Origin of the sequence: Paraburkholderia sp. GAS33, from assembly GCF_050436645.1 — a bacterium.
In the GTDB taxonomy this organism is placed as follows: Bacteria; Pseudomonadota; Gammaproteobacteria; order Burkholderiales; family Burkholderiaceae; genus Paraburkholderia; species Paraburkholderia phenazinium_B.
This window is the reverse complement of sequence record NZ_JBNDMP010000002.1, coordinates 727,609-752,554: the sequence shown is the minus strand read 5'-3', so window position 1 is coordinate 752,554 and position 24,946 is coordinate 727,609. Positions and strand designations below refer to the sequence as shown.

Below are 24,946 nucleotides of genomic sequence, written 5' to 3'. Positions count from 1 at the left end.
TCACCCGACCTCACGATAAAACAAAGTCCCAAGGAGCCGAACATGGCCGATCTGCGTTGTACGATTGCCGGCATCACTTCGCCGAACCCCTTCTGGCTCGCCTCCGCGCCGCCGACCGACAAAGCCTATAACGTCAACCGCGCCTTCGAAGCAGGCTGGGGCGGCGTGGTCTGGAAAACGCTCGGCCTCGATCCGCATGTGGTCAACGTCAGCTCGCGCTATGGCGCAGTGCAATGGAACGGCCAACGTATCGCAGGCCTGAACAATATCGAACTGATCACGGACCGTCCGCTCGACGTCAATCTGCGCGAGATCGCCCAGGTCAAGCGCGACTGGCCGGACCGCGCGCTGATCGTCTCGCTGATGGTGCCGTGCAACGAAAGCGACTGGAAATGGATCCTGCCGCTGGTCGAAGACACCGGCGCCGATGCCGTCGAACTGAATTTCGGCTGCCCGCACGGCATGAGCGAGCGCGGCATGGGCTCGGCAGTGGGGCAGGTGCCCGAATACGTGGAGATGGTCACGCGCTGGGTCAAGGAAGGCACGAAGCTGCCGTGCCTCGTCAAGCTGACGCCGAACATCAGCGACATCCGCATGGGTTCGCGCGCGGCCTACAAGGGCGGTGCGGACGGCGTCTCGCTGATCAATACGATCAACTCGATCGTGGGCGTGGATCTCGACGTGATGGCGCCGATGCCGATTGTCGACGGCAAGGGTACGCACGGCGGCTATTGCGGCCCGGCGGTCAAACCGATCGCGCTGAACATGGTGGCCGAAATCGCGCGCGATGCCGAAACCCCTGATCTGCCGATCTCCGGTATCGGCGGCATTTCGACATGGCGCGACGCGGCGGAATTTATCGTGCTGGGCGCAGGCAGCGTGCAGGTTTGCACGGCGGCAATGCACTACGGCTTCCGAATTGTCTCCGACCTCGCCGACGGCCTGTCGAACTGGATGGACGAAAAAGGTTACGCCACGCTCGACGACATTCGCGGCCGCGCGGTGCCCAACGTGACCGACTGGAAGTACCTGAATCTCAAGTACGACATCAAGGCGCGCATCGATCAGGACAAGTGCATCCAGTGCGGGCTGTGCCATATCGCCTGCGAAGACACCGCGCATCAGGCCATTATGCGCGAAAAGGATGGCGTACGGCATTTTGAAGTGGTGGACTCCGAGTGTGTTGGGTGTAACTTATGCATGCACGTCTGCCCGGTTGACGAGTGCATCACGATGGAACGCGTCGACGCCGGTGAGTACGCCAACTGGACCACACATCCGAACAACCCGGCGAGCGCGAATGCGCCGGCGCAGCAGGCAGCACCGCAGGTCGGGCAGCAGGCCGCCGTGAAGGCAGCCTGACGTAGTAACGCATAACAAGGAAGAACCCGTAGCAAACGAGGCGCTCGTACTGAACCTGGTTCCCATCCGGCCTGACGTCTCCTGAAGCATCGCGAGAAGAGGCGCAGGCCACAACGACGAAGTGGAGATACTTCAATGAAGCAGACAGCGCAAACCGTCGATCCGCAGCTAGCGGCCGGCGCGCAAGCCAGCAGCCTTTACAACGACGACCTGGCTCCAACCGGCGTCGCGCAGCGCACATGGAAGTGGTATCACTTCGCCGCGCTGTGGGTGGGGATGGTGATGAATATCGCTTCGTACATGCTCGCCGCCGGCTTGACGGAGCAGGGCATGTCGCCGTGGCAGGCGGTTGTTACCGTGCTGCTCGGCAACCTGATCGTGCTCGTGCCGATGCTGCTGATTGGGCACGCCGGGGCGAAACACGGCATTCCGTATGCGGTGCTGGTGCGTTCGTCGTTCGGCACGCAAGGGGCGAAATTGCCGGCCATGCTGCGTGCGATTGTCGCTTGCGGTTGGTACGGGATTCAAACGTGGCTTGGCGGCAGCGCGATCTATACGCTGCTCAATATCCTGACCGGCAATGCACTGCATGGCGATGCGCTGCCGTTCCTCGATATTTCGCTTGGGCAGCTGGCGTGTTTCCTTGTGTTCTGGGCCCTGCAGATCTACTTCATTGTGCATGGCACCGACTCGATCCGCTGGCTGGAGAGCTGGTCGGCGCCGATCAAGGTGGTGATGTGTATTGCGCTCGTGTGGTGGGCGACCTCGAAGGCCGGCGGAATCGGTTCGATGCTCTCGGCGCCGTCGCAGTTCGTAGCTGGCGGGAAGAAGGAAGGCCTGTTCTGGGCGACGTTCTGGCCGGGGCTTACCGCGATGGTGGGCTTCTGGGCCACGCTTGCGCTGAACATTCCCGACTTCACGCGCTTTGCCCGCTCGCAGCGCGATCAGATCATCGGCCAGTCGATCGGCTTGCCCGCGCCGATGGCGTTGCTCTCGGTCATTTCCGTGGTGGTGACCTCGGCTACCGTGGTGATTTACGGCAAAGCGATCTGGGATCCTATCGATCTCACGAGCCGCATGACCGGCATTGGCGTAGGCGTTGCGCTCGTGATCCTGACGCTCGATACGATGTGCTGCAACCTCGCGGCCAACCTGGTCGGGCCCGCGTATGATTTTTCGAGCCTGTGGCCCAAGGGTATTTCGTATCGCGTGGGCGGCATGATTACCGCGACCATCGCGATCGTGATGATGCCGTGGAAGATCCTGGCGACGACGCAGGGCTATATTTTCACGTGGCTGGTGGGCTATTCGGCCTTGCTCGGACCGGTGGCCGGCATCCTCATGGTGGATTACTTTCTGATTCGCGGTACAGAGCTCGATCAGCGCGAACTGTTCGACGAGAACGGCGAGTACAGTTACACCGGTGGCTGGAATATCGGCGCCGTGGTGGCGCTGCTGGTGGGGGTCTTGCCGAATCTGCCGGGTTTTCTGCATACCGCGTTTCCGGCGACGTTCCCTAACGTGCCGGCGTTCTTCAATACGCTCTACACGTATGCGTGGTTCGTGGGTCTTGCACTCGCGTCCATCGTCTACACCGCGTGGATGAAATTCAGCAAAGGGCCGAGTGCGCGGGTTGCCAGCGCATAAGGCAGGCATCGGCGAGGCACGGATGTTGAAACCACCCGTGCCTCGCCGATGCAGCAGCAACGGCAATGAATACGTAGCAGTCAATGAGGAGGCAGCAAGATGACGATCCTGATTCGCGGCGGCACGGTAATCGACGCGGACCGTAGCTGGCGGGCAGACGTGTTGTGCGCGGACCCGCAGGACGGTGGCAAGATCCTGCAGGTTGGCCCGGAACTGGAGGCGCCTGCGGGTGCGTCGATTGTGGACGCGCATGGACAGTATGTGATGCCGGGGGGCATCGACCCGCATACGCACATGGAATTGCCCTTCATGGGCACCACTGCAAGCGACGACTTCTATACGGGCACGGCAGCAGGTTTGTCGGGCGGCACCACGAGCATCATCGACTTCGTGATTCCGAGTCCGCGCCAGCCGTTGATGGAGGCGTTTCATGCATGGCGCGGCTGGGCCGAAAAGGCCTCGGCAGACTACGGCTTTCACGTAGCGGTGACATGGTGGGATGAATCCGTGCATCGCGACATGGGCACGCTCGTGCATGAGCATGGGGTGTCGAGTTTCAAGCACTTCATGGCCTACAAGAACGCCATCATGGCCGACGACGAAGTGCTGGTGAACAGCTTCGCGCGTTCGCTCGAACTTGGCGCACTGCCCACCGTCCATGCGGAAAACGGCGAACTGGTGTTCCAGTTGCAGCGTCAGTTGCTCGCGCGTGGTATCACCGGGCCGGAAGCGCATCCGCTTTCGCGGCCGCCTGAAGTGGAAGGCGAGGCCGCTAACCGGGCGATTCGTATTGCGCAGGTGCTGGGGGTGCCGGTGTATATCGTGCACGTGTCGTCGAAAGATGCGGCCGACGCAATTGCGCGGGCGCGCAGCGAAGGCCTGCGGGTATTCGGCGAAGTCTTGCCGGGGCATCTCGTGATCGACGAGGCCGTCTATCGCGATCCGGACTGGACGCGTGCCGCGGCGCACGTGATGAGCCCGCCGTTCCGTTCTGCCGAGCATCGCGAGGCGCTATGGAGCGGACTGCAAGCGGGGCAGTTGCACACTACCGCTACCGATCACTGCGTGTTCTGCGCCTCGCAAAAGGCCATGGGGCGCGAAGACTTCACGAAGATACCAAACGGCTGCGGCGGGGTGGAAGACCGCATGTCGGTGCTCTGGCATCACGGCGTGAATTCGGGGCGTCTCACGCCTAACGAGTTCGTGCGCATTACCTCGACCAATGCGGCGCAGATTTTCAACCTGTATCCGCGCAAGGGGGCGGTGCAAGTGGGCGCAGATGCAGATCTGGTAGTTTGGGACCCAACCGCCAGCAAGACGATCTCGGTCAAGACGCATCACCAAAAGGTCGATTTCAACGTGTTCGAAGGTATGACGGTGCAGGGCGTCGCGACACACACGCTGACGCGCGGTGCGTTGGCGTGGACCGATGGCGATCTGCGGGCCGTACGCGGCGCGGGCCAGTATCTGAAGCGTCCGCCTAATGCGGCTTACTTCGATGCGATCCGCGTGGCCAACAAGCTCAAGGAGCCGCACGCGGTGGAGCGGTAGTCGTCGGCGCGGCGAGCGCGCAGGTTTTGTGTGAATGTCGCTGCGCGCTCGCCAGGTTGAGGTTGTTAGAGCTTCGAGGCAGTCGGGGGCTCGTCTTGAGCGCTCGCGGGCGCCTGCGGCACAATGGGCTTGCCTTGGGTCCAGTTGATGAAGCCGTTCAGCATCGGATGGAACAACGGGTCGTCAAGGCCCGCCATGTTTACCGCGCTGGTATCGATCAGCAAAACGGTTTTTCCGGTGCTCGCGTCGATCGCCTTCATGGTGCCTTCGAATACATAACCGCCCTTGAATACGGCGTTCGGCTCGACGATCAGGAACGGGCCGATCTCCTTGCTCAGGTTATTCAGTCCAACCAGATCGGAAACGTTCGGCACCTTGCCACCGAGATTGCGTTCGATAACCAGCGCTTCCAGGTCGTCCTTCGTCATGACCTTCTTGAAGGTGTGCATATCCTTGAATGCTGCGACAAAGAAATCTACAAAACGCGGGTTCGGCGTTTCCGCGTTAATCTTCAGATACAGCATTTGCGTATAAGCGGGATCGAACTTGTCTACAACTCGCACATCCGCCGGCTTGAGCGTGGAATGGGTCGCATACAGGCCGCTTGTGGGGTCCGGCCGCTCGACATGGAGCGTGGTGTTGCAACCGGCGAGCAGGCCGACAAGCGCTAAAGCGGTGGCGGTACGAAGCATAATTTCCTCTGGATTTATTGCCCGGCGTTTGGCGGGGTTGTTGAATTGATGGCCTGCTTTTATATCGGCACGCAGGGCAATTTCTTTAGAAACCCGCTAACAGGTTTTTTGGTATCTGTGGTGCATAAAATATGAGCGTGAGCCTTGAGGTGCAACACGCGACATTCAGTTTTAGCGTGGCTTGCCGTTAAACGGTAGCAGGCAGGTACTGCCTTGGTCTCAACCTGATTCAAGCCTCCTCGCGCTAACAACTAAAACCAGCCGCGTATGTTGCGTTCGATTTCGTCATTCGTCTTGTTTCTATGCATGCTGCTTGCGGCGTCGACGCGGCCTGGGTTCGCCGCGGCGTCCGTCACGATCGAGCCCGATAGCGCGCCACGCGCGCCGCTCAATGAACAGTTGCTGAGCGTGCCGGTCGAATCGTCGCCGCCGCTGCATCTGCAGGTGACGCTGTTCATGCCGTCGCACGGCGGGCCGTTTCCGCTCGTGATCGTGAACCATGGCGCGTCGCACGATCTGCGCAACACGCCGCGCGTCGCCGATAACTTTATTCCCTACTATTTCCTTTCGCGCGGCTATGCGGTTGCGCTGCCGATCATGCGTGGCTATGCCGGTTCCGAGGGCTATCCGAAGCCGCATGGCTGCGACGTCGCGGCGCTCGGACTCGATTCGGCGCGAGATATACGCAAGGTGCTCGATCTTGCAAGCATCGGCATGCCGAGCTAGGAAGTCGACCCCGAGTACTTGCCGGATCGAGCGCGTGCAGCTAGCGCATATGCGGACATCAACGACCTTGACGCGGTGCCGTTTCTGACCGACAAGCAGCGCGACGATGTGTATCGCCACTTTCTCGCCGCACCACTCCCACGCGCCATCGCAATCGGTTCGACGAGTGCGGTTTACATATCGGGCGGTTTCGATCCCAGCCTGAGTGCAATGGACAGGTGCTGGAAGCTCACGCGCTATTGCCAGCTCTATGCGGTGGACAACACGGTGGTCTGGCCGCGGCTCGAGTCGGAACCGCCCAGCACGAAATTCGCTGCACTAACGGACGTCTCCGCCGTGCCTTATCTGAGCGAACGCGGTCGCCGGATGTACACGAAGTTTCTGAGCCTGCGCACTCCGCGTGCTTTTGCGATCGCGCCGGACGGCGCCTGGGGCTACGCATGGGGGATCGATCCGATCAACGACGCACTGGCTTACTGCGCAAACGGACACGCCGGGTGCCGGTTGTATGCCGTAAATCGCGATGTGGTGTGGACCGGCAAATAATGTGGCTGCGAAGCTGGACCGCAGCTAGCTGTTAGCCGCTAGCGCTTTTGCCAGACGCGTAAGCCGAACAGCGGCACAATCCCGTAGACGTGGTCGAGCATATCCGACTGGACGCGTTCATAAGAATGCCAGTCGGTGTCGTTGACGAACAGGAATACCTCCAGAGGTACGCCGAATTCCGTCGCCTGCAGGAGCCTGACGATGAGCGGCATATCGGTTCGAACCGCGGGATGCTGGCGGAAATATCCGACCAGATAGTGGCGAAACAGGCCGAGATTGGTGAGGCGCGGGCCCTCGTTCGTGAGGCTCAGGGGCGCCATCAGATCAGTACTTGCGCTCAGCTTTGCGAGCATTTCATCGTCGCAAAACCGGATGCTGTCGACGTCCATGTGAATCGGATGCTTGAGACGCCGTCCTCCCGATTCGACCATGCCGCGCCAGTTCTTGACGCCATTGGTTAGCAATACATAGCTTGGTATCGTCACGATGGAATTGTCGAAGTTCTGCACCTTGATCGTATTCAGGGCAATGTCGATAACCGTGCCGTCCGCGACGAAGCCTGGCACTTCGATCCAGTCGCCTACGCGCAACATGTCATAGGCAGCCAGCTGGATACTTGCCACGAAACCCAGCAGCGAATCGCGAAAGATGATGATCAGAAGGGCGGTCATCGCGCTCACACCGGTGAGGAAATAGGCTGGCGAGCGATGCAGCAGCAGGGAGATGAGCGCGATCAGTGCAGCGATGTACAGGGCAATCGTGGTGACCTGCAGGAAGCTCTTGATGGGCCGCTCGGCTGCGTGCGGGTAGTGGCTATAGCGGTCTTCAATACTGGCGAGGAATGCGAACGCGGCGCGCAGCGTCGTCAGAACCATGTAGCACGCGGAGAGCGTTTCGAGCGGTGCGCCCAGCAGGTAGACCACTGGAAACGACAGACCCGATAGCAGCGGGGCGGACAGATAGAGGAGGTACGCCGGCACGAGCGGCGCGAGGCGGTCGAATACCTTGTGTTTCTCGGCAGAACGCAGCCACATGCGGCGTTCGCCGCGCGCAAGCCGGGCGACGATCCGCAGCATGATGAAGCGTGTGAGGTAGTAGCCGAGCGTGCTGACGATGGCGATCAACAACAGCAGCGCTATGACGAGAAGCGTGGCGACGAAGGCGCTGTCGGTATAGACATAGAAATGACGGTGTCCGTCCCGATCCGTCACGATGTGGAAGATGCCGTCGAACATAGATCCTCTCAGTCGTGAGCAGGCCGTTCTCCGCCGTGGTTCCGCATGCACTTAATACGCACGCTGCGAACTGTCTGCCGGCCTTGGCGTATCAAGCGGTATTGTAGTGTTGCCGGCTCATCAAGTGGCAGATATAAGCGCGCCCAGCGCCGACGGCAAACCATGCAGGTCGTTGAGAGGTGCAACCCGGCGTCGGCCGAATAGCGCTTTCGCGTCATCGAGTGTCTGCGGATCGAGGGCAAGACATCCGCACCGGATGCCCCGCACCGCAAGCTCGTTCAATGCACGCCGCGTGTCCTCACGCAGATAGCGTGAATCGAAGACATCGATATCGAACGGCACGCCGTCGGACACCGTCAACAGGCTGGCTCTGGAGAAGCCCATGCGCGCGGCTTCCTGGCCAACCCTTGCACCGGCATGCCGCAGTGCCGCGCCGAAGCGCGTGGACAGGCCTGGACGAATCCGCGCGAGGTAGGCCTCGGTCGACGCGCTCCACATCTCGTCGAAGTCTTTGAACACGTGAAAGCGCACGCGATGCCGCCCATCGGAATGAAAGCCGTACATCGCATAAGGCCGGTCACCCGTGTTTAGCGCTTGTCCAAGTATGCGAGCGACGTCGAGCACGGTATCGATGCGCCTGTCGAACGCGTTCGACGCCGAGAGGTCCAGCAGCACCGCGAGCGGCGCACCGCGCGCTTGCAGTCTGGGCACGACGAAGCCCTTGAAACGGTCCCGCTCGCCGCGCATCGCATCAATGCGCCCAGCGATGCATGCATCGAGATCGAGCAGATCGCCTTCGAACTCGCGAGTCCTGCCGGTGACGGCGCGTTCCCGTGTCGAATTGAGCATCGCCCTGATGCGCTGTGCCGATGTTGTGCGATCGTTAAGGGCCGGACGCTCTGGCACGGCGGCGTCGAGACGCAATGATTCGACGCTGCACCAGTTGCCGCGATAGCGCCGGATCACGTAGTCCCACTCAGGGTAGCGATGCAAGGATACGACGCGCGTGGCCAGTTCCTCATCGTGTGCAGCAGCGGCTGTTGGTGTGTCGCCGGGGGTATTCGCAATCCGTTTGGGCGGCGTTGGCTCTTTGGGTGGAACTTCGCCGGTTCCTTCGCTTTCCTGTGGCGCGACATTGCGCTCGGGTGTTGCATCGCCGGATGCCGGTGCGATGGGTGTCGGGGGCAAGTCCCATAGCAGGCTGTTGTCATCGCGATAGACGGCTTCCGGGGCATACGTCTTCGCGTTGAACTGGATGCGCATCTGGCCGAGATCGTTGCCCAGCAGGTTGCCGAGATGGCGCGAGATGGTGGGGTCCGTTCCATCTGTTCTCCTGAACGCCTCTTCGAACAAGGCGCGGCCCTTCGTGACCCAGCCGTCTCGATCGACGTATCCCGGGTCCAGCAGAGCGCGCGCAAGTCTTGCGATCAGAGCAGCCGCGGTGCCCGCGCTCTCCGGACCCGTTCTATGAAATGGCAGCCACCAGCGCTGCAAGCCTGGATAGCGCGCCATTGCGAGCCGCTCGACCCGTGCGTCTTCGATCACGCCAACTAGCGTCAACTGCAACGGTCGTAGTTTGGCGGGATCGAAGCGCACTGTCGAATAGGTAAGATGGGCCGCGGCATGGGCGGCACACGCCAGGTAGAAGTGGCGCGCGTCGTCCAGACCCTCGGCCTCATGTTCACGCGGCAGCATCAGTGCTGTGTCGGTGAGGATCGGGCAGGGTTGTGCAACTGCCTCTTCATTGCGCACGAGTGCCTGCACAGGAGCGTTCAGCTGCCATGCGGCACGCAGATACAAACCGAGCGTCCGCTCGAAGCGGTTGAGCGAAATGGCCTCACGCGTAGTGATCGTGCTGGGTGTCTTGCCGATGCCCGAGCGCGTCGCCATTGCCATTGCCGCACCGGCGTTCATCCGAACACGCCACTGGCTGTTGCCATCAGCGCGGCACACAGATCGGCGTCGTCGCCAAGTGGCTGGATGATGCCGATCCGGCACGCGGCCAACGCATCCATGCCATGCGCAATCAACGTCGCGGCGTAGATCAGCATGCGTGTCGAAGCACCTTCGGGCAACGCGGGATCGTCAAGCACGCGGGTGCGCGTTGCAATCGTCACGAGCTTTTCGGCCACCACGTGGGGCACACCGCCCTCATGCGCAACGATTGCGGCTTCGGTCTGCGCATCCGGCCAGCTGAGGTCGAGCGCAACAAAGCGCTGACGCGTCGACGGCTTCAGGTTCTTCGACACATGCTGATAGTGCGGATTGAACGAGATCACCAGGGTGAAATCCGGATGCGCGGTGATCAGCTCGCCGCACTTGTCGATCGGCAGAATTCGACGCGAATCGGTCAGCGGATGAATGACCACGGTCGTGTCCTGCCGCGCTTCGACCACTTCATCGAGGTAACAGATCGCCCCATGCCTGACGGCTTGAGTAAGCGGTCCGTCTTGCCAGTAAGTGCCGTTGCCGTCGAGCAGGTAGCGGCCAACAAGATCGCCGGCATTCATGTCTTCGTGACAGGCAATCGTCACGAGCGGGCGCTTGAGCCGCCACGCCATGTGTTCGACCAGCCGCGTCTTGCCGCAGCCGGTCGGACCTTTGAGCATGATCGGCAATCGCGCATGGTAAGCGGCTTCGAACCATGCCAGTTCGTGATCGACCGGCTGATACCAGGGCTCCTGCGCGACACGCCACGCGTCCAGCGGCGCGCCGGCCGGCGTAAGTGGCGCTCTCGTCATGCGCCTCCCTGCTCGTACGCGTGCGCGGCTCGCAGGACGGGTTCGGGATACCGGTCGAGTTCGACTTCGGTCAGAGACAGATGACGGGCCTGGCTGATATCGATCAGATCGGCCCTGGACGGACGGCGAAGTGTCACGGCATACCTCTCAGTTGCGGTTCTGGGACGCCTGGGACGCGCGCGGCGCCCCTTCGTGGAAACTGTCGAGCGTCAGATGGACGGCCTCGACAGCGGTGGAAAAGATCGCGCGCAAGGCGATGCTGTCGGCGGCCAGCATCCTGACGAACGTGCCGCATGCGCCTGGCAGCACACCCGCTGCGGCATAAGCGGTCGTAGGGGGCGTGTCGAGCTTCTGGAGTGCTGCATTGATGGCGCGCGTCAGTGCTTCGTTGCCTGCGTCGCTGTCGTCGCGTCTGAGCACGAGCAGGCCACCGTGCGCACCATACGTCTGCCGCACCCCGGTAAGCGAGCCGCGCGCAGCGCCGGGTTCGAGGCGAAAGCGGTCGCGCGCCAGCAGTTGCGAGTCGGCGTTGCGGACGTTGAGGGTTGCATCCAGCACACCGAAGCGCGCGGCCCGGTGCGTGGGGTCGTGCGTGAGCCACGTATCGGCGATGAGAACCGTTGCAGCCCGGTGCAACACGACGTCGATGGTGCTCAGAAGGCAGGCAGCGGGAAACAGAATGTTCGGTTGCGGCAGATAGTCGAAACGCGATTCCGGATGGGCTTCGATGGCGACCCGCGAATGTGCGATGCCGTGTGTCATCGTGTGGACGATGGTTGCCGCTGCTGTGCGAACGGTGGCCCGCGCGCGCGGCATTGCTACGAAGCGCTGGAACACGCGGTCGTTTTCGAACAGGCCTCCCGACGAGGATTGCACGATTACTTCCGCGTTGGCATGGGAGCGACATGAAGAAGAGGCGATTCGCCGGGTTAGCGGCAAGACCCGCCCGACATGAAACGGATAACCGCCGCGCTGCCGCGATAGCCAGGTCTTGCCGGACGCCGCACGCTCGAAACACAGATCGAGTTGCGCTGGTTCCGCGTCGACGTACCCCGGTAGCGTCTCAGAGCGCATCGAAGAGCACGTTTTCGACGATGGCATCGGCGACCGCATCCACTCCAGCGCCTGTCGCACAGTTAGTCAACAGCACGGGCCGTCCGCTGCGCACCTCACGCGCCTCGCCGACCATCCGTTCCAGATCGACGCCCACGTACGGCGCGAGGTCGAACTTGTTGATCACGAGCAGATCGCAGGACAGCACGCCGAGTCCGCGTTTGCGCGGGATATCGTCACCGGCTGCGACGTCGATGACGAAGATCCAGTAGTCCACCAGATCGAGCGAGAACGATGATGCGAGATTGTCGCCGCCCGATTCGATCAGGACCAGCCGCAAGCCGGCATAACGTGCGTCGAGTTCGTCCGCGGCCTGCAGGTTGAGGGTTGGGTCTTCGCGGATCGCAGTATGGGGGCACGCACCCGTTTCGACAGCGAGCACGCGTGCCGGATCGATCAGACCGCTACGGCGTACCCGGTCGGCGTCTTCGCGCGTGACGAGATCGTTGGTGATGATCGCGAGGTCGACACCGCGTGCCGCGAAGCGCGGAATCAACCGTTCGAGCAGGCGCGTTTTACCCGATCCCACAGGGCCGCCTATGCCGACGCGGGCCGCGCGTGCAGCATGGCCAGTGGACTGCGCGGCGTTATCAAAGGGCGTTGTTGCAAACGGCTCGCCGCTGGAGAAATTAAACTCGGTGCTCATCGAAACACTCCTGTATGCCGTGCGATGTGTCTAACGCAACATGTACCGTCGGCTAAGCGGCACTTCGCGCGCGGGGTCGCAGCGGATCACCTGGCCGTCCACGGACACTTCGAACGTCTGCGCATTGACGGAGATGGAAGGGCACGCGTCGTTATGCAGCATGTCGCGCTTGCTCAGGTTTCGTGTGCCGTGCGCACCGACCAGCTTGCGCGTGACGCCTAAGTGGCCGTGCAGATCCGCATCGAGCGCCAGCCGGTTCACGAAGTTGACAGCAAGCGAGGCGGGTGCGCGTCCGAACGCTCCCCATTGCGGCCGCATGGCGAGCGGCTCGCAGGTCATTAACGAAGCGGCGGAATCACCCATCGCTCCCCACGCAATAAAGCCGCCCTTGATGACGACCTCAGGCTTGATGCCAAAGAATGCGGGCCGCCACAGCACAATATCGGCGAGCTTGCCGTCCTCGAGCGAGCCGACCGTGTCGGCAATGCCGAAAGTACGCGCCGCATTGATCGTGTACTTGGCGATGTACCGTTTGATCCGCTCGTTGTCGCCGCGTGCAGTGCGCTCGCTGGAAAGACGTCCGCGCTGGTCCTTCATTTTCGAGGCCAGTTGCCACGTCCGGCAGATCACTTCGTTGATACGCCCCATTCCCTGGCTGTCCGAACCGAGCATCGAGATCGCCCCGAGATCGTGCAGGACGTCCTCGGCCGAAATCGTCTGCGCACGGATGCGCGATTCGGCGAACGCGACATCCTCCGGTACCGCTGGGTTCAGGTGATGGCACACCATGATCATGTCGAGATGCTCATCGAAGGTGTTCACGGTATACGGGTTGGTTGGATTGGTCGACGAGGGCAGGCAGTTCAACCGTCCCGCCACCGCGATGATGTCGGGCGCGTGGCCGCCACCCGCGCCTTCGGTGTGGTACATATGGATCGTGCGGTCCTTCATGGCAGCTACTGTGTCTTCGAGAAAACCGGACTCGTTCAGCGTGTCGCTATGCAACTGCACCTGAAAATCGTATTCGTCGGCGACCGTCAGACACGTGTCGATTACCGCGGGCATCGCGCCCCAGTCCTCGTGGATCTTCAGCCCAAGGCAGCCGCCACGTAGCTGGCCGAGCAACGACCCCGGCTTGCTCGAGTTGCCGCGCCCGAGAAAGCCGAAGTTGAGTGGCCAATGCTCGGAGGCCTGCATCATGCGTCCCACGTTCCACTCGCCGCCGCAATCGATGCCCACCGTGATCGGCCCGAGCGAGCCGCCAATCAGCGTGGTGAGGCCGGAGGCAAGCGCGTGTTCGCAGAGTTGCGCCGAGTCGAAATGCACGTGGACGTCGATACCGCCTGGTGTGGCGATAAGTCCTTCGGCATCCTTGACAGTCGTCGAGACGCCGCATACGAGGCGCGGGTCGACACCATCCATCACTTGCGGATTGCCAGCCTTGCCGATCGCCACGATCCTGCCGTCCTTGATACCGATATCGCCTTTCACGATGCCAAGCACCGGATCGATGATCGTCGCGTTGCAGATCAGCATGTCGAGTGCACCGTCTGCGCTATCATGCCCGGCTTTCAGGCCCATGCCGTCGCGCAGCGTCTTGCCACCGCCGTGCAGGCATTCGTCGCCCGACACCGCATAGTCATGTTCGATCTCGGCGAAGAGCGACGTGTCTCCGAGGCGTACTGCGTCGCCCGTGGTCGGGCCGAACATCTCGGCGTAGGCCTGGCGTGTCATCGTAACCATTCAGGCTCCTTCGAAGCCGCGCTGGGCGGCGCGTGCGAGGGCGGCCTCGCGTAGGCCGGTGTCGGCGAGCGCGCCGTCCGTCAGACCGTTGAGGCCGAAAATTTCCTGCGTGCCGCCGAAGGCGACCAGCGTCACGTCCTTGGCGTCGCCGGGCTCGAACCGCACGGCCGTGCCTGCCGGGATGTCGAGCCGCATGCCGAATGCGGCGGCGCGGTCGAAGCGCAGTGCGCGATTGACTTCGAAGAAATGGAAATGGCTGCCCACCTGAATCGGCCGGTCGCCCGTGTTGACGGCACGCACGGTGGTGCGAACGCGGCCGGCGTTCAGTTCAATGTCCCCTTCCATTGCCAGGATTTCACCGGGTACTACGGTGTCGGCAGCGGGTGTCTGCGTGCCGGGCCGGATCGGCTGATGCACGGTCACGAGCTTGGTGCCATCGGGAAACGAGCCTTCGACCTGCAGCATCGGCACGAGGTCGGCGACGCCGGGCAGCACGTCGTCCTCGGATAGCAGCGTCGACCCGTAGGCGATCAGGTCCGCCACGCTGCGACCCTCGCGCGCGCCCTCGAGAATTTCGTCCGCAATCAGTGCGACGGCTTCCGGATGATTGAGTTTCAGACCCTTGTCGCGATGACGGCGGGCCAGTTGTGCGGCGGTGAAAAGCGTCAGGCGCTCGTATTCGGTCGGGGTCAGCAGCATCGCGGTCTTCCTTCCTGTTAGTTGGCAAAGAGCCGCGCGTCGTGCGTCTGGCTGCGCAGCGCGGCAATATCGGCTGCGAAGGTGGCGGCGTGCAGGTCGTCGAGCGGTGGCGCCGGCTGTGCGAGGACACGTGCGAGCGGCGCGCGCAGCAGCGTTAGAACGCGCTGCGCGTCGAGATGACCGACGATGCCCAGACGCACGGCCGAACTCACTGAGCCCGTGCAGGTCATGTGCGCGGAGATGGCACGCGCCTCTTCCTCCGCGATACCAAGGCTGCGCCACACCGCGCCCTGAACGGTGGCGAGATGACCTGGTGTGCGGCCAGCCGAGATGGCGTCGCGAATCCGGTTCGCCGTTTCCGAGCCGAGCCGCGCATGCACATCGGCCAACGTGCGGCCGAGACGGCGCGAGCCGTTGCGCAGAGCCGGGGGCAAGCTCATGGCCTCGGCCAGCGCATCAACTTCATGCCACACGTCAAATGCGTCCCCGGCGCGCCACGCGCCACACATCAGCCCTTGATCCAGACTCGCCCAGCGTGACAAGGCCTGCGATTCGACGAACGCAAACAGCGTTGTCGCGTCAGTCACGAGCGCATCACGCATGAGGCCTTCGAGACCCCACGAGAACGCCATCGCGCCGCCGGGGAAAAAGCTGTCCGACTGCTGCAGGCTGGCAAGCAGGCTAATGGGCCTGTTTGCGATTGCCTCAGGTGGGCGAGCGGAGGACGTCTCAGGCATGGTGATGCTTTCCCCCCGCGAGTCCTTCGGTTGCGAGGCGAATGCGTTGATCCGCGAGCATCGGGGTGAGCCGTTGCAGATAATCGTCAAGCGCGCCCTTGACCGCGATTTCCAGTGCGTTTCGATCGAAGCGCACCTTCCAGTGCATGTTGCCGGCGAAGTAGCCTAGCTCGAGCGCCGCGGCCGCATCGCGCGGTTCGAGTCGCAGCCAACGAGTGTCTTCAGTACGCACGACCAGCGCCGCATCGCGGTCGAGCCGCAGCACCGCGCCGTCGAAGAGATGAGCATCGCGGTCGAGCGCGATACCGCATTCGTCGCCGCGCTGAGTGCGCGCGCGCAGGCGGTGCCGCCGGATATCGTCGGCGGCGAGCGTCACATAATCGACTCGCCCCTGATGCTCGAGCGAGTGCAGCAGATCGGCAATGCGCGGTTCGGACGCACTGCCTATGATCGACGTGTAGGTAATCATCGCGTGTCGCTCCCGCCGGGCCGTTTAGCGATGTGCCAGATCGGACGGATTCGGAATCCCTGGGATCGGGCATTCCTCGGTGCCTGGCGTGCTGCGCGTGAGCGCCTCAACCATCTTGCGGGTGCCTTCCGGATCGGTGATCCACTTCGAGTAGAAGTCGTACGGGCAGTCGGCCACGCCGTCGGCTTCCTCGCGGGAGTTGATCTTGCCGGTGTAGCCGCGATGCAGCAGCTTGTACAGGTGGTTTTCGGACTGCATGTTCTTGCGGGCATCGCGGATCAGGCTCTTGGATAGCGCGCCGTACTGGATGCCGAATTCTTCCTCGCCGCATTCGCCGAGCGTGCGCCCGTCGAAACCGATGATCGCCGAGTGGCCGAAGTACGAGTAGACGCCGTCGAAGCCTGCAGCATTGGCGACTGCTACGTAGACGTTGTTCGCCCACGCCATCGACTTGGCCATCAGCACCTGCTGCTCCTTGGCGGGGTACATGTAGCCCTGGCAGCGTACGATCAGCTCCGCGCCTTTCATCGCGCAGTCACGCCAGATTTCCGGATAGTTGCCGTCGTCGCAGATGATCAGGCTGATTTTCAGTCCCTTTGGGCCTTCCGACACATACGTGCAGTTCCCCGGATACCAGCCTTCGATCGGCACCCATGGCATGATCTTGCGGTACTTCTGCACGATCTCGCCCTGGTCGTTCATCAGGATCAGCGTGTTATACGGTGCCTTGTTCGGATGCTCCTCGTGACGCTCCCCCGTGAGCGAAAACACGCCCCACACTTTGGCGCTGCGGCACGCTTCAGCAAAGATTTCGGTCTCCTCACCGGGCACCGCAGCTGCGGTGTCGTACATCTCCTGCTGGTCGTACATGATGCCGTGCGTGCTGTACTCCGGAAAAATCACGAGGTCCATGCCAGGCAGGCCGATTTTCATACCCTTGAGCATCTCGGCGATCTTGCGCGCGTTGGCGAGCACTTCGGCCTTGGTGTGAAGACGCGGCATCTTGTAGTTGACCACTGCCACACCAACCGTGTCGAGACTGCTAGAAATGTCACCGTGTAACATAAGGACTCCTTTTTGGTAAGGGTGCACTCCCGCAAGGGAGTGTCGTGAATTCAGATGGTCAGATAGCGCATGATCCGTTCTGCGTCGACGTTCTCACGCCGGTCGCTGTGCACGAAGCGACCCTTCTCGATGATGAGAAAGCGATCGGCAATCTCGAGTGTGAAGTTCAGCACCTGCTCGGAGACGATCAAGGCGAAATTGCGTTCCTTCTTCAGGCGATTGAGCGCGCGGGCGATGTCCTTGATGATCGACGGCTGGATGCCTTCTGTGGGCTCGTCGAGAATCAGCACTTTGGGCTCGGAAACGAGGGCGCGGGCGATCGCAAGCTGCTGTTGCTGGCCGCCGGAGAGATTGCCGCCGCGCCGGGCGCGCATTTCCCAAAGCACGGGGAACGACTCATAGATGTACTCTGGAATCTTCGGCTTACGGACCCGGTCCATGCCGGTGAGGATATTTTCCTCCACGCTTAGGTACGGAAAGATCATCCGGCCTTGCGGCACATACCCGAAGCCCGCGGCAACCCGCTCGTAACTTTTCGTTCCTGCCAGATTGCGTCCGCCCAGGTTGATTTCGCCGCTGCGCGAAGGGATCATACCGATCAGCGACTTCAGCAGGGTGGTCTTGCCCATGCCGTTGCGGCCCATCACAGCAATGGTTTCGCCGGCCGTCAGCTCGAAACTGAGGTCGTGAAGAATATGGCTTTCGCCGTAGAACACGTTGAGATTCTGGATCGCGAGCATATTCAATGTCCCAGATAGACTTCAATCACACGGGGGTCGTTTTGCACCTGGTCCATCGTGCCTTCGGCAAGCTTCTTGCCCTGGTGAAGAACCGTCACCTTGTGCGCGACGGATTTCACGAATTCCATGTCGTGTTCGATAACCACCACCGAGCGTCCCTTGGCAATCTCGCGCAGCAGCGCACCGGTCTGCTCGCGCTCCTTTGCGCTCATGCCGGCAACGGGTTCGTCGAGCAGCAACAGTTCTGGGTCCTGCATCAGCAGCATGCCGATTTCGAGCCACTGCTTCTGGCCGTGGGATAACTGCGCGGCCTTGCGGTCGAGCTGGTCGGCGAGGAAGATCATGTGCGCGATGCGGTCAATTTCATCGCGCACGGTCTCGTCACGGTGAAAGAACAGGCAGCCGATCACATCGCGCTTCTTGGGGTAGGAGATTTCCAGATTCTCGGCCACGGTCAGATCTTCGTAGACGAGCGGATTCTGGAATTTGCGACCCACACCCGCACGGGTGATCTGATATTCGAGCATGCGCTCGAGGTTCAAACCTTTAAAGGCGATCGTTCCGTAGGTGGGTTTCGTCTTGCCGCAGATCATGTCGAGCAGCGTGGTCTTGCCGGCGCCGTTGGGGCCGATCACGACGTGCAGTTCGTTTTCTTCGACGTAGAAGTTGAGATCGTCGACCGCCTTGAAGCCGTCGAACGACACGGTCAGGTTCTCGACCGAAAGGATCATCTGGGTCATTGGGCGGCTCCCTGGCGCTCGCGCAGCCATTCGATGACACCGGCGAGCCCCTTGGGCAGGAACATCGGCACGAAGATAAAGAGGCCGCCGATCAGGTACAGCCAGAAGCCAACAAAGCTTTCGGAGAGAAAGCTCTTGGCCGCGCCGACCAGGATCGCGCCATATACTGCGCCCACCAGCGACAATCGTCCGCCCACCGCCGCGTAGATCACCATCTCGATCGAAGGCACGATGCCGCACACCGACGGTGAGGCGAAGCCGACCTGCAACGTGAACATCGCGCCGCCGATCGCAGAGAACAACGCTGCCACGGCGAAGATGAAGCCCTTGAAGAGGGCGGGGTCGTAGCCCGAGAAACGGATGCGGTCCTCACGGTCGCGAATTGCGATCAGTACCTTGCCGAGACGGCTCTTCAGAATAAAGCGGCCGGCGAGGATCGCCGCCAGCAACAGGCATGCGCTCACGTAGTAGAGCAGGTAGACAGCAGTGTCGCTTTGCACGCTGTAACCCATGAAGGTGGGCAGATTCGTGATGCCGTTGATGCCGCCCGTGTAACCCTGTTGACCGATGATCACGATCGACATGATCGACGCCAGCGCCAGCGTCACGATCGAAAAGTACACGCCGCCCACTCGCTTGCGGAAGTTCGCGTATGCGAGGATAAAGGCGAGCAGCGTCGGCAGGATCACGATGGCGGGCAGGGCAAACCACGCGTGCTCAAAGGGCGCCCACCACCAGGGCAGTTTGTCGATGCTGTTCCACGTCATGAAGTCAGGCACGGGCGGTCCACCGTTGCCGAAGACTGCGGCGGCAGGATCGGCCGAGGTGGCTTCGAGCTTCATGTACATCGCCATCATGTAGCTGCCGAGACCGAAGAAAATGCCTTGTCCCAGACTCAGAATGCCGCCGTAACCCCAGGTGAGCACGAGCCCGGCTGCGCAGAACGCGAAGCTCAGATACTTCGCGAACAGGCCGAGGCGGAAGGAGCCGGACACCGCAGGAATGGCAACCAGCAGGAGCAGCGCGAGAATCACGACGGAATAGCGTTCGAGCAGCAGCGTCGCACGCAAACCGGGGCTGAGTGCCGCTGCCGGCGGATTCGATGTGCGCGGCGATGAAATCGGAAGGTCTTTCATGTTAGCGGCGAACCTTGAGTGCGAAGAGCCCGTTGGGCCGGAAATACAGTGCGACGATCACCAGCAGCAAAATGGCCGCTTTCGCCATCGAACCGCTCAGGACCAGTTCGAACATCGATTGCAACTGTCCGATCGAGAACGCCGAGAGGAAGGTACCGACAAGGCTCTCGACGCCGCCGAACACCACCACGATGAAGGTGTCCACAATGTATTGCTGCCCGGTGACCGGACCGGTCGAGGCGAGCATCGTGAGGGCGCTGCCAGCAATGCCAGCGAGGCCGCAGCCCACCGCGAAGGTGACGGCGTCCACGCGTTCGGTGTTGATGCCGGCGGCGCCTGCCATCGCGCGGTTCTGCATCACGGAGCGGATCCGCAGGCCCCAGCGGCTGCGAAACAGAAACAGGTACACCGCGAGCGCCACCGCCAGCGTGAGACCGATGATAAAGATGCGCGAGAGCGGAATCGCCATACCGGGTGTCGGATTCCATGCGCCCTGCAGCCACGTCACGGTGGGCACGCTCACATCGATAGGGCCGAATACCTGCCGGTAGAGTTGCTGCAGTACCAGCGACAAGCCCCAGGTGGCCAGCATGGTGTCGAGCGGCCGGTGGTAGAGAAAGCGGATCATCGCGCGTTCCAGCACAAAGCCGACCGCGCCCGTCACCACGAACGCCACCACGATCCCGACCAGAAAATACGCGCCCATCAGCGAAGGCAGATAGCGGGCGAACACGATCGAAGTCAGATAGGTCATGTACGCACCGAGCGCCATCAGCTCGCCGTGCGCCATGTTGATCACGCCCATCAGGCCGAACACGATCGCAAGACCGATTGCCATCAGTGCCAGCACCGTGAAGAGCGACAGGCCGTTGAAGACCTGGGTTAGAAAAGTATCGAGAGTCATCGCAGTTCTTTTGCCGGAAAGGATGCCTGGAAGACAAGGCGCGATGGGTTAGCATGCCCATCGTCGCCCGGGTAATGCACGAGCCTTTCCTTAGCCCAGTTTCGGGAACGGGTTCGGCTCGATCAGCGGCGACTCGTACAGAATGTCGACCTGTCCGTCGGGTTTGAAGGCGCCGATTCGTGCGTGCTTCCACAGGTGATGATTGCTGACGTGGAAATGGATCTGTCCTTCCGGTGCATCCCAGCCGAGATTCGACGACGCCGCGACCACCTTTTCCACGTCGAAGCTTTTGGCCTTTTCCGCCGCGAGCTTCCACAGGTACACGGAGGTATAGGCGGCTTCCATCGTGTCGCCGATCACGCGGTCCGCGCCGTACTTCGCCTTGAACGCCGGGACGAACTTCGCGTTCACCGGGTTCTGCACGCTCTGGAAGTAGCCCATGCACGAGAGCACGCCGGTCAGGTTGTCGCGGCCGATACCGATGGCTTCCTCTTCGGTCACGGCGAGCGCCATGATCGGCTGGTTCTGGCCGGTGATGCCGACCGAGTTCAGCTGCTTGTAGAACGCCACATTCGAGCCGCCGACGATCGTCGAGAGAATCACGTCGGGCTTGGCGGCCTTGATCTTGTTGATAACCGACGAGAACTCGACCGTGCCGAGGGGGAAGTAGTCTTCGCCCACGACGGTGCCGCCTGCCTTCGCAATGGTCGGATGCGCGATACGGTTGGTGGTGCGCGGCCAGATGTAGTCCGAACCGATCAGGTAGAACTTTTTGCCCTTGTTTTTGGCGAGCCAGTTGACGGCCGGTATCACCGATTGCGTGGCCTCCTGACCCGTGTACATGATGTTCTTCGACATCTCGAGTCCTTCGTAGTACGTCGGATAGTAGAGCAGACCGTTATAGCGTTCGAACACGGGCAACACGGCCTTGCGCGAGGCCGATGTGTAGCAGCCGAACACGGCGGCGACCTTGTCGCTTTCCACCAGCTTTTGAGCCTTCTCGGCGAAGGTTGGCCAATCGCTGGCGCCGTCTTCGACGATGGGCTGGATCGGGCGGCCTAGCACGCCGCCCGCGGCGTTGATTTCGTCGATCGCGAGTTTCTCGGCATCGACCACGTGTGCTTCGGCAATCGCGACTGTCCCAGTCAACGAATGCAGGATGCCGACCTTCACCGGGTCTGCCGCCGAGGCAGCACGCGAGGCCAGCATCAGCGAGCCCGGGATGGCGCCGGCAGCGGCAGTGGCGATCGCGGTCTTCAAAAAGTCACGTCTATTGTTCTTCATGGCGCCCTTCACAAAAGTTGAAGACAAAAAAAAGCCCGAAACCAGCGGTTAGCTGGTTTTCGGGCTTTTTTGGCCGGTGTCATGCAAGACGCCTTTGTCTCGCACAACGAAACTCGTTAGGATCGAGGGTGCAGGTCTCGGCTTCACACTCGATCACGAGCAGCGATAACGCAAAAGCTGTGCCATCGGTGTTGTGTGCGCAAATTTCCAGGCGTCCTCAAGCACGCAATTCACGCGCAACGCCTTTTGGTTCGGTACATTACCGTCAGCTCGCAGGCAGTGATCGTCTTTCCGGCTTCATCGTTTTGCCGTGCCGCGTGTTCCCCAAGCTGGTGTGAACGCGCACAATGCCCGTGCATGGAACCGGAGTCGTGCACAACGCTGCGCGCTGGTGGGCCGCTCAACCTGCCGTCACTTTCTGGCTGAAATATGACCTCATCATCGAATGGGCCGATCAAGGTCGGCGTGCTGTTCTCCTCGTCCGGCGTGACCGCTCCGATCGAGTTGTCGCAGCAGCGCGCAACGATTCTGGCGGCCGAGGAAATCAACCTTGCCGGCGGCATCAATGGCCGTGAGTTGCAACTGGTGTTTCGCGATCCCGCTTCGACGCCGGCCCGTTATGCCGCGCTTATCCAGCAGTTGATCGTCGAGGAACAGATTCGCGTCGTGGTGGGTTGCTATATGTCGAGCACGCGCAAGGCGGTGATTCCAATCGTCGAGCGGCACAATGCCTTGCTGTTCTACCCGACACTCTATGAAGGATTCGAGTACAGCCGCAATGTGATTTACACCGGCGCCGCACCGAACCAGAACAGTCTGCCGCTCGCGGACTATATGCTCGGGCAATTCGGATCTCGTGTGTTCATGGTCGGCTCGGATTACATTTACCCTTACGAGTCGAATCGCATCATGAGCGATCTCGTGTTCGAGCGCGGCGGCGAGAAGCTCGAAGAAATCTATCTGCCTCTCGATGCCGGCTGGTCCAGCTATCTGAGCGTAGCGAAGAAGATCGCGGCGCAGGCGCCCGACTTCGTCTTTTCGACCGTGGTGGGCAGCGGGATCTCGCACATGTATCGCGCGTTTGCGGAGGCGGGTCTCGATCCTTACAAGACCCCGATTGCGAGCCTGACAACCAGTGAAACGGAAGTGGCGGCGATGGGCGCCGCGCTTGGCGAAGGGCACATCACTGCGGCGACCTACTTTCAATCGGTGAGCGATCCGGTCAATCAGCGTTGCCTCGCCAACTATCACCGGCGCTTCGGCGATGGCGTCGTCACCGACATGTGCTGGGAGGCCGCTTACTTTCAGATGCACGTGCTCGCCAACGCGATGCGCATTACCGGTGGCGACGACACCAACGCCTTGCTCAAGACGTTGCCGGGGCTCGAGCTGAATGCGCCGCAGGGGCGTATCCGGATCGACGAACACAATCACCACACCTATCTGCATCCTCGAATCGGGCGCCTGAACCGGCATGGCCAGTTCGATATCCTGAGCGATTCGCCGGGGTGGACGCGCGCGGACCCGTTTGTCATTTCGCACTCGCTGGTCGATGAGGCAGCCCCACATGGTGGCCCCGACGAGGTGCGGTCATGAAGCAGCGCTCGTCTTCCCGTACCCCTCAGGCGCTTCGCGATATCCGCTCGCTCAGCGTGCTGGCCATTCATCCTCAGGATCAGGACGGCGAAGAGCTGCTTGGACAACTGTGCCGCATCGGCTGCAAGGTTCAGATGATCTGGCCCGCGGTCGACACGTTGCCCGATGCGACCGACGTCGTGTTTCTCGCCGTCCGTCCGGAGACACTCTCGGTCAGCCTGCCGTGGATGAACGCGAAGAACGCGCCGCCGGTGATTCCCGTCGTCAGTTACGAGAATCCGATCATCATCGAGGCGGTCATGCAATTGGGCGCGTATTGCGTGGTGCCGTCGCCGGTGCGTTCGTTCGGCCTGCTGACGGCGATTGCCGTCACGCTGAACCAGCACCGCAATCGCCTGCAAATGGAGCGCTATATACAGCGCGTCGAGGACAAGCTTGCCGAGCAACGGCAGATCCAGCGCGCCAAGACCATCCTGATGGAAACCCGTAATCTCTCCGAGCAGGAGGCCTACGACCTGTTGCGCTCGCAAGCCATGGTCAAGCGCGAGCACATCGAAACGATCGCCGAAGCGATCATCAAGGCCGATGAGGTGCTGCGCTTCTGACATGCGCCAAACCCCCGCAGCGCGTGGCTGTGCGGCTTATCACCATGGCGCATATTCTTCGGAAACTTGATGCTTTGTAGAAATGGAGGCGCTTTGCTACAGTCCGCCCACTCTGCCGAGGTGGCTAGCCGGGCAGCACTGAATCTCCATACCAATACCTACGGAGCACCTTCTCATGAAATCGATTCGTTCCATTCTGCTGATTGCACTGCTGCAGGCCGTGAGCGTCACGTCTGCGTTCGCTGCGGACGAACTCGCCCAGATCAAGTCGGCCGGTGTATTCAAGGTTGGCACGGAAGGCACCTACGCGCCGTTCACGTACCACGACGAATCGGGCAAGCTGACGGGCTTCGACGTGGATATCGCGACTGCAATCGCACAGCGTCTCGGCGTTAAGCCGGAGTTTGTCGAAGGCAAGTGGGACGGTCTGATTGCCGGCCTCGACGTGAACCGCTACGACGCGGTGATCAACGAAGTCTCGGTGACGGATGCACGCAAGGCCAAATACGATTTCTCGACGCCGTACATTACCACCCGCGCGGTGCTGATCGTGCGCACGGACAATACGACGATCAAGACATTCGATGACCTGAAGGGTAAAAAATCGGCCAACACGTTAACCAGCAATTTCGGCAAGATCGCCAAGGATCATGGCGCCGATGTGGTGCCCGTGCAGGGCTTTAACGAATCGATCGATCTGCTGACCTCGGGCCGCGTGGACGCGACCGTCAACGATTCGCTGTCGTTCCTCGACTTCAAGAAGCACAAGCCGGATGCGCAGGTGAAGGTCGTTGCCACGGACAATTCGAGTGACGCGGACCAGTCGGCCGTGCTGCTGCGCAAGGGCGATCCGGCACTGGTGGCCGCCATCGACAAGGCGCTGGCCGACATCAAGGCGGATGGCACCTACGCGAAGATCTCAGCGAAGTATTTCGGCAAGGACGTCTCCCAGTAAGCGCCGGGACGGTC

Annotated in this window: 25 protein-coding genes; 8 read left to right on the top strand and 17 right to left on the bottom strand. The window is 61.5% G+C overall.

The genetic code is table 11. The features are described from left to right. Positions 1-42 precede the first annotated feature (42 nt). The 3 genes from preA (at position 43) to hydA (ending at position 4,560) form a co-directional block, all read left to right on the top strand. Positions 43-1,362, top strand: a complete 1,320-nt coding sequence (gene preA, locus P3T24_RS09670) for an NAD-dependent dihydropyrimidine dehydrogenase subunit PreA (protein ID WP_429434106.1) — start codon at positions 43-45, stop codon at positions 1,360-1,362. A 135-nt stretch (positions 1,363-1,497) separates the two neighbouring features. Beyond that, the gene (locus P3T24_RS09665; RefSeq protein ID WP_074264030.1) at positions 1,498-3,009 is read left to right on the top strand and encodes an NCS1 family nucleobase:cation symporter-1; all 1,512 of its coding nucleotides are present in this window, start codon (positions 1,498-1,500) and stop codon (positions 3,007-3,009) included. A 99-nt stretch (positions 3,010-3,108) separates the two neighbouring features. Beyond that, on the top strand, positions 3,109-4,560 hold the full coding sequence (hydA, locus tag P3T24_RS09660) for a dihydropyrimidinase (RefSeq protein ID WP_429434104.1): 1,452 nt from the start codon (positions 3,109-3,111) through the stop codon (positions 4,558-4,560). 65 nt (positions 4,561-4,625) lie between these two features. On the opposite strand, the gene P3T24_RS09655 is transcribed toward hydA, so the two are convergent. Then, a complete protein-coding gene (locus P3T24_RS09655) occupies positions 4,626-5,252 on the bottom strand; it encodes a hypothetical protein (protein ID WP_429434101.1) in 627 nt (208 codons plus the stop codon). Between the two features lie 267 nt (positions 5,253-5,519). On the opposite strand from P3T24_RS09655, the gene P3T24_RS09650 reads away from it, so the two are divergent. After that, positions 5,520-5,978, top strand: coding sequence for an alpha/beta hydrolase family protein (locus P3T24_RS09650; RefSeq protein ID WP_429434099.1), 459 nt, complete (start codon positions 5,520-5,522; stop codon positions 5,976-5,978). Between the two features lie 18 nt (positions 5,979-5,996). Further along, positions 5,997-6,524 carry a hypothetical protein gene (locus tag P3T24_RS09645; protein ID WP_429434096.1) on the top strand — a complete coding sequence of 176 codons (528 nt, stop codon included), beginning with the start codon at positions 5,997-5,999 and terminating at the stop codon, positions 6,522-6,524. 38 nt (positions 6,525-6,562) lie between these two features. Here the strand turns inward: P3T24_RS09645 and P3T24_RS09640 are convergent, their stop codons facing one another. From P3T24_RS09640 to urtA, 16 genes are all read right to left on the bottom strand, one after another. Further along, complete coding sequence (locus P3T24_RS09640; protein WP_429434094.1) at positions 6,563-7,759, bottom strand: mechanosensitive ion channel family protein; 1,197 nt, start codon at positions 7,757-7,759, stop codon at positions 6,563-6,565. A gap of 120 nt (positions 7,760-7,879) precedes the next feature. Then, a complete protein-coding gene (locus P3T24_RS09635; RefSeq protein ID WP_429434091.1) occupies positions 7,880-9,673 on the bottom strand; it encodes a nitric oxide reductase activation protein NorD in 1,794 nt (597 codons plus the stop codon). Then, positions 9,670-10,500 (bottom strand): CbbQ/NirQ/NorQ/GpvN family protein, encoded by an 831-nt coding sequence (locus P3T24_RS09630; protein ID WP_429434088.1) that lies wholly within the window; start codon positions 10,498-10,500, stop codon positions 9,670-9,672. The genes P3T24_RS09635 and P3T24_RS09630 overlap by 4 nt, the downstream gene beginning before the upstream one ends. Beyond that, a complete protein-coding gene (locus P3T24_RS09625) occupies positions 10,497-10,637 on the bottom strand; it encodes a hypothetical protein (protein ID WP_167379381.1) in 141 nt (46 codons plus the stop codon). The genes P3T24_RS09630 and P3T24_RS09625 overlap by 4 nt, the downstream gene beginning before the upstream one ends. 10 nt (positions 10,638-10,647) lie before the next feature. Further along, entirely contained in the window at positions 10,648-11,574 is a 927-nt protein-coding gene (locus tag P3T24_RS09620; protein WP_429434085.1) for an urease accessory protein UreD, read from the bottom strand. Beyond that, complete coding sequence (gene ureG / locus P3T24_RS09615) at positions 11,564-12,259, bottom strand: urease accessory protein UreG (protein WP_074264036.1); 696 nt, start codon at positions 12,257-12,259, stop codon at positions 11,564-11,566. Before ureG ends, P3T24_RS09620 begins: the two co-directional genes overlap by 11 nt. 30 nt (positions 12,260-12,289) lie before the next feature. Further along, entirely contained in the window at positions 12,290-13,993 is a 1,704-nt protein-coding gene (gene ureC / locus P3T24_RS09610) for an urease subunit alpha (protein ID WP_429434305.1), read from the bottom strand. Positions 13,994-14,002: 9 nt separating this feature from the next. Next, entirely contained in the window at positions 14,003-14,701 is a 699-nt protein-coding gene (gene ureB, locus P3T24_RS09605; RefSeq protein ID WP_074264038.1) for an urease subunit beta, read from the bottom strand. 17 nt (positions 14,702-14,718) lie between these two features. Next, on the bottom strand, positions 14,719-15,438 hold the full coding sequence (locus P3T24_RS09600; protein WP_429434082.1) for an urease accessory protein UreF: 720 nt from the start codon (positions 15,436-15,438) through the stop codon (positions 14,719-14,721). Next, positions 15,431-15,907: an urease accessory protein UreE gene (ureE, locus tag P3T24_RS09595; RefSeq protein ID WP_429434079.1), complete on the bottom strand. Its 477-nt coding sequence runs from the start codon at positions 15,905-15,907 to the stop codon at positions 15,431-15,433. Before ureE ends, P3T24_RS09600 begins: the two co-directional genes overlap by 8 nt. 24 nt (positions 15,908-15,931) lie before the next feature. Next, the gene (locus P3T24_RS09590) at positions 15,932-16,972 is read right to left on the bottom strand and encodes an aliphatic amidase (protein ID WP_429404298.1); all 1,041 of its coding nucleotides are present in this window, start codon (positions 16,970-16,972) and stop codon (positions 15,932-15,934) included. A 50-nt stretch (positions 16,973-17,022) separates the two neighbouring features. Further along, positions 17,023-17,712 carry an urea ABC transporter ATP-binding subunit UrtE gene (urtE, locus tag P3T24_RS09585; protein WP_429434076.1) on the bottom strand — a complete coding sequence of 230 codons (690 nt, stop codon included), beginning with the start codon at positions 17,710-17,712 and terminating at the stop codon, positions 17,023-17,025. Positions 17,713-17,714: 2 nt separating this feature from the next. Beyond that, positions 17,715-18,452: an urea ABC transporter ATP-binding protein UrtD gene (gene urtD, locus P3T24_RS09580; protein WP_429434073.1), complete on the bottom strand. Its 738-nt coding sequence runs from the start codon at positions 18,450-18,452 to the stop codon at positions 17,715-17,717. Continuing rightward, positions 18,449-19,588: an urea ABC transporter permease subunit UrtC gene (gene urtC / locus P3T24_RS09575; protein ID WP_429434070.1), complete on the bottom strand. Its 1,140-nt coding sequence runs from the start codon at positions 19,586-19,588 to the stop codon at positions 18,449-18,451. Before urtC ends, urtD begins: the two co-directional genes overlap by 4 nt. Before the next feature lies 1 nt (position 19,589). Beyond that, on the bottom strand, positions 19,590-20,492 hold the full coding sequence (gene urtB / locus P3T24_RS09570; protein WP_074264045.1) for an urea ABC transporter permease subunit UrtB: 903 nt from the start codon (positions 20,490-20,492) through the stop codon (positions 19,590-19,592). A 90-nt stretch (positions 20,493-20,582) separates the two neighbouring features. Continuing rightward, a complete protein-coding gene (gene urtA / locus P3T24_RS09565) occupies positions 20,583-21,776 on the bottom strand; it encodes an urea ABC transporter substrate-binding protein (protein ID WP_074264046.1) in 1,194 nt (397 codons plus the stop codon). A gap of 429 nt (positions 21,777-22,205) precedes the next feature. Between urtA and P3T24_RS09560 the strand changes: the two genes are divergently transcribed. The 3 genes from P3T24_RS09560 (at position 22,206) to P3T24_RS09550 (ending at position 24,932) form a co-directional block, all read left to right on the top strand. Continuing rightward, entirely contained in the window at positions 22,206-23,372 is a 1,167-nt protein-coding gene (locus tag P3T24_RS09560) for a transporter substrate-binding domain-containing protein (protein ID WP_429288277.1), read from the top strand. Next, a complete protein-coding gene (locus tag P3T24_RS09555) occupies positions 23,369-23,977 on the top strand; it encodes an ANTAR domain-containing response regulator (protein ID WP_074264048.1) in 609 nt (202 codons plus the stop codon). Before P3T24_RS09560 ends, P3T24_RS09555 begins: the two co-directional genes overlap by 4 nt. Positions 23,978-24,152: 175 nt before the next feature. Beyond that, positions 24,153-24,932: an amino acid ABC transporter substrate-binding protein gene (locus P3T24_RS09550; RefSeq protein ID WP_429404304.1), complete on the top strand. Its 780-nt coding sequence runs from the start codon at positions 24,153-24,155 to the stop codon at positions 24,930-24,932. Positions 24,933-24,946 lie beyond the last annotated feature (14 nt).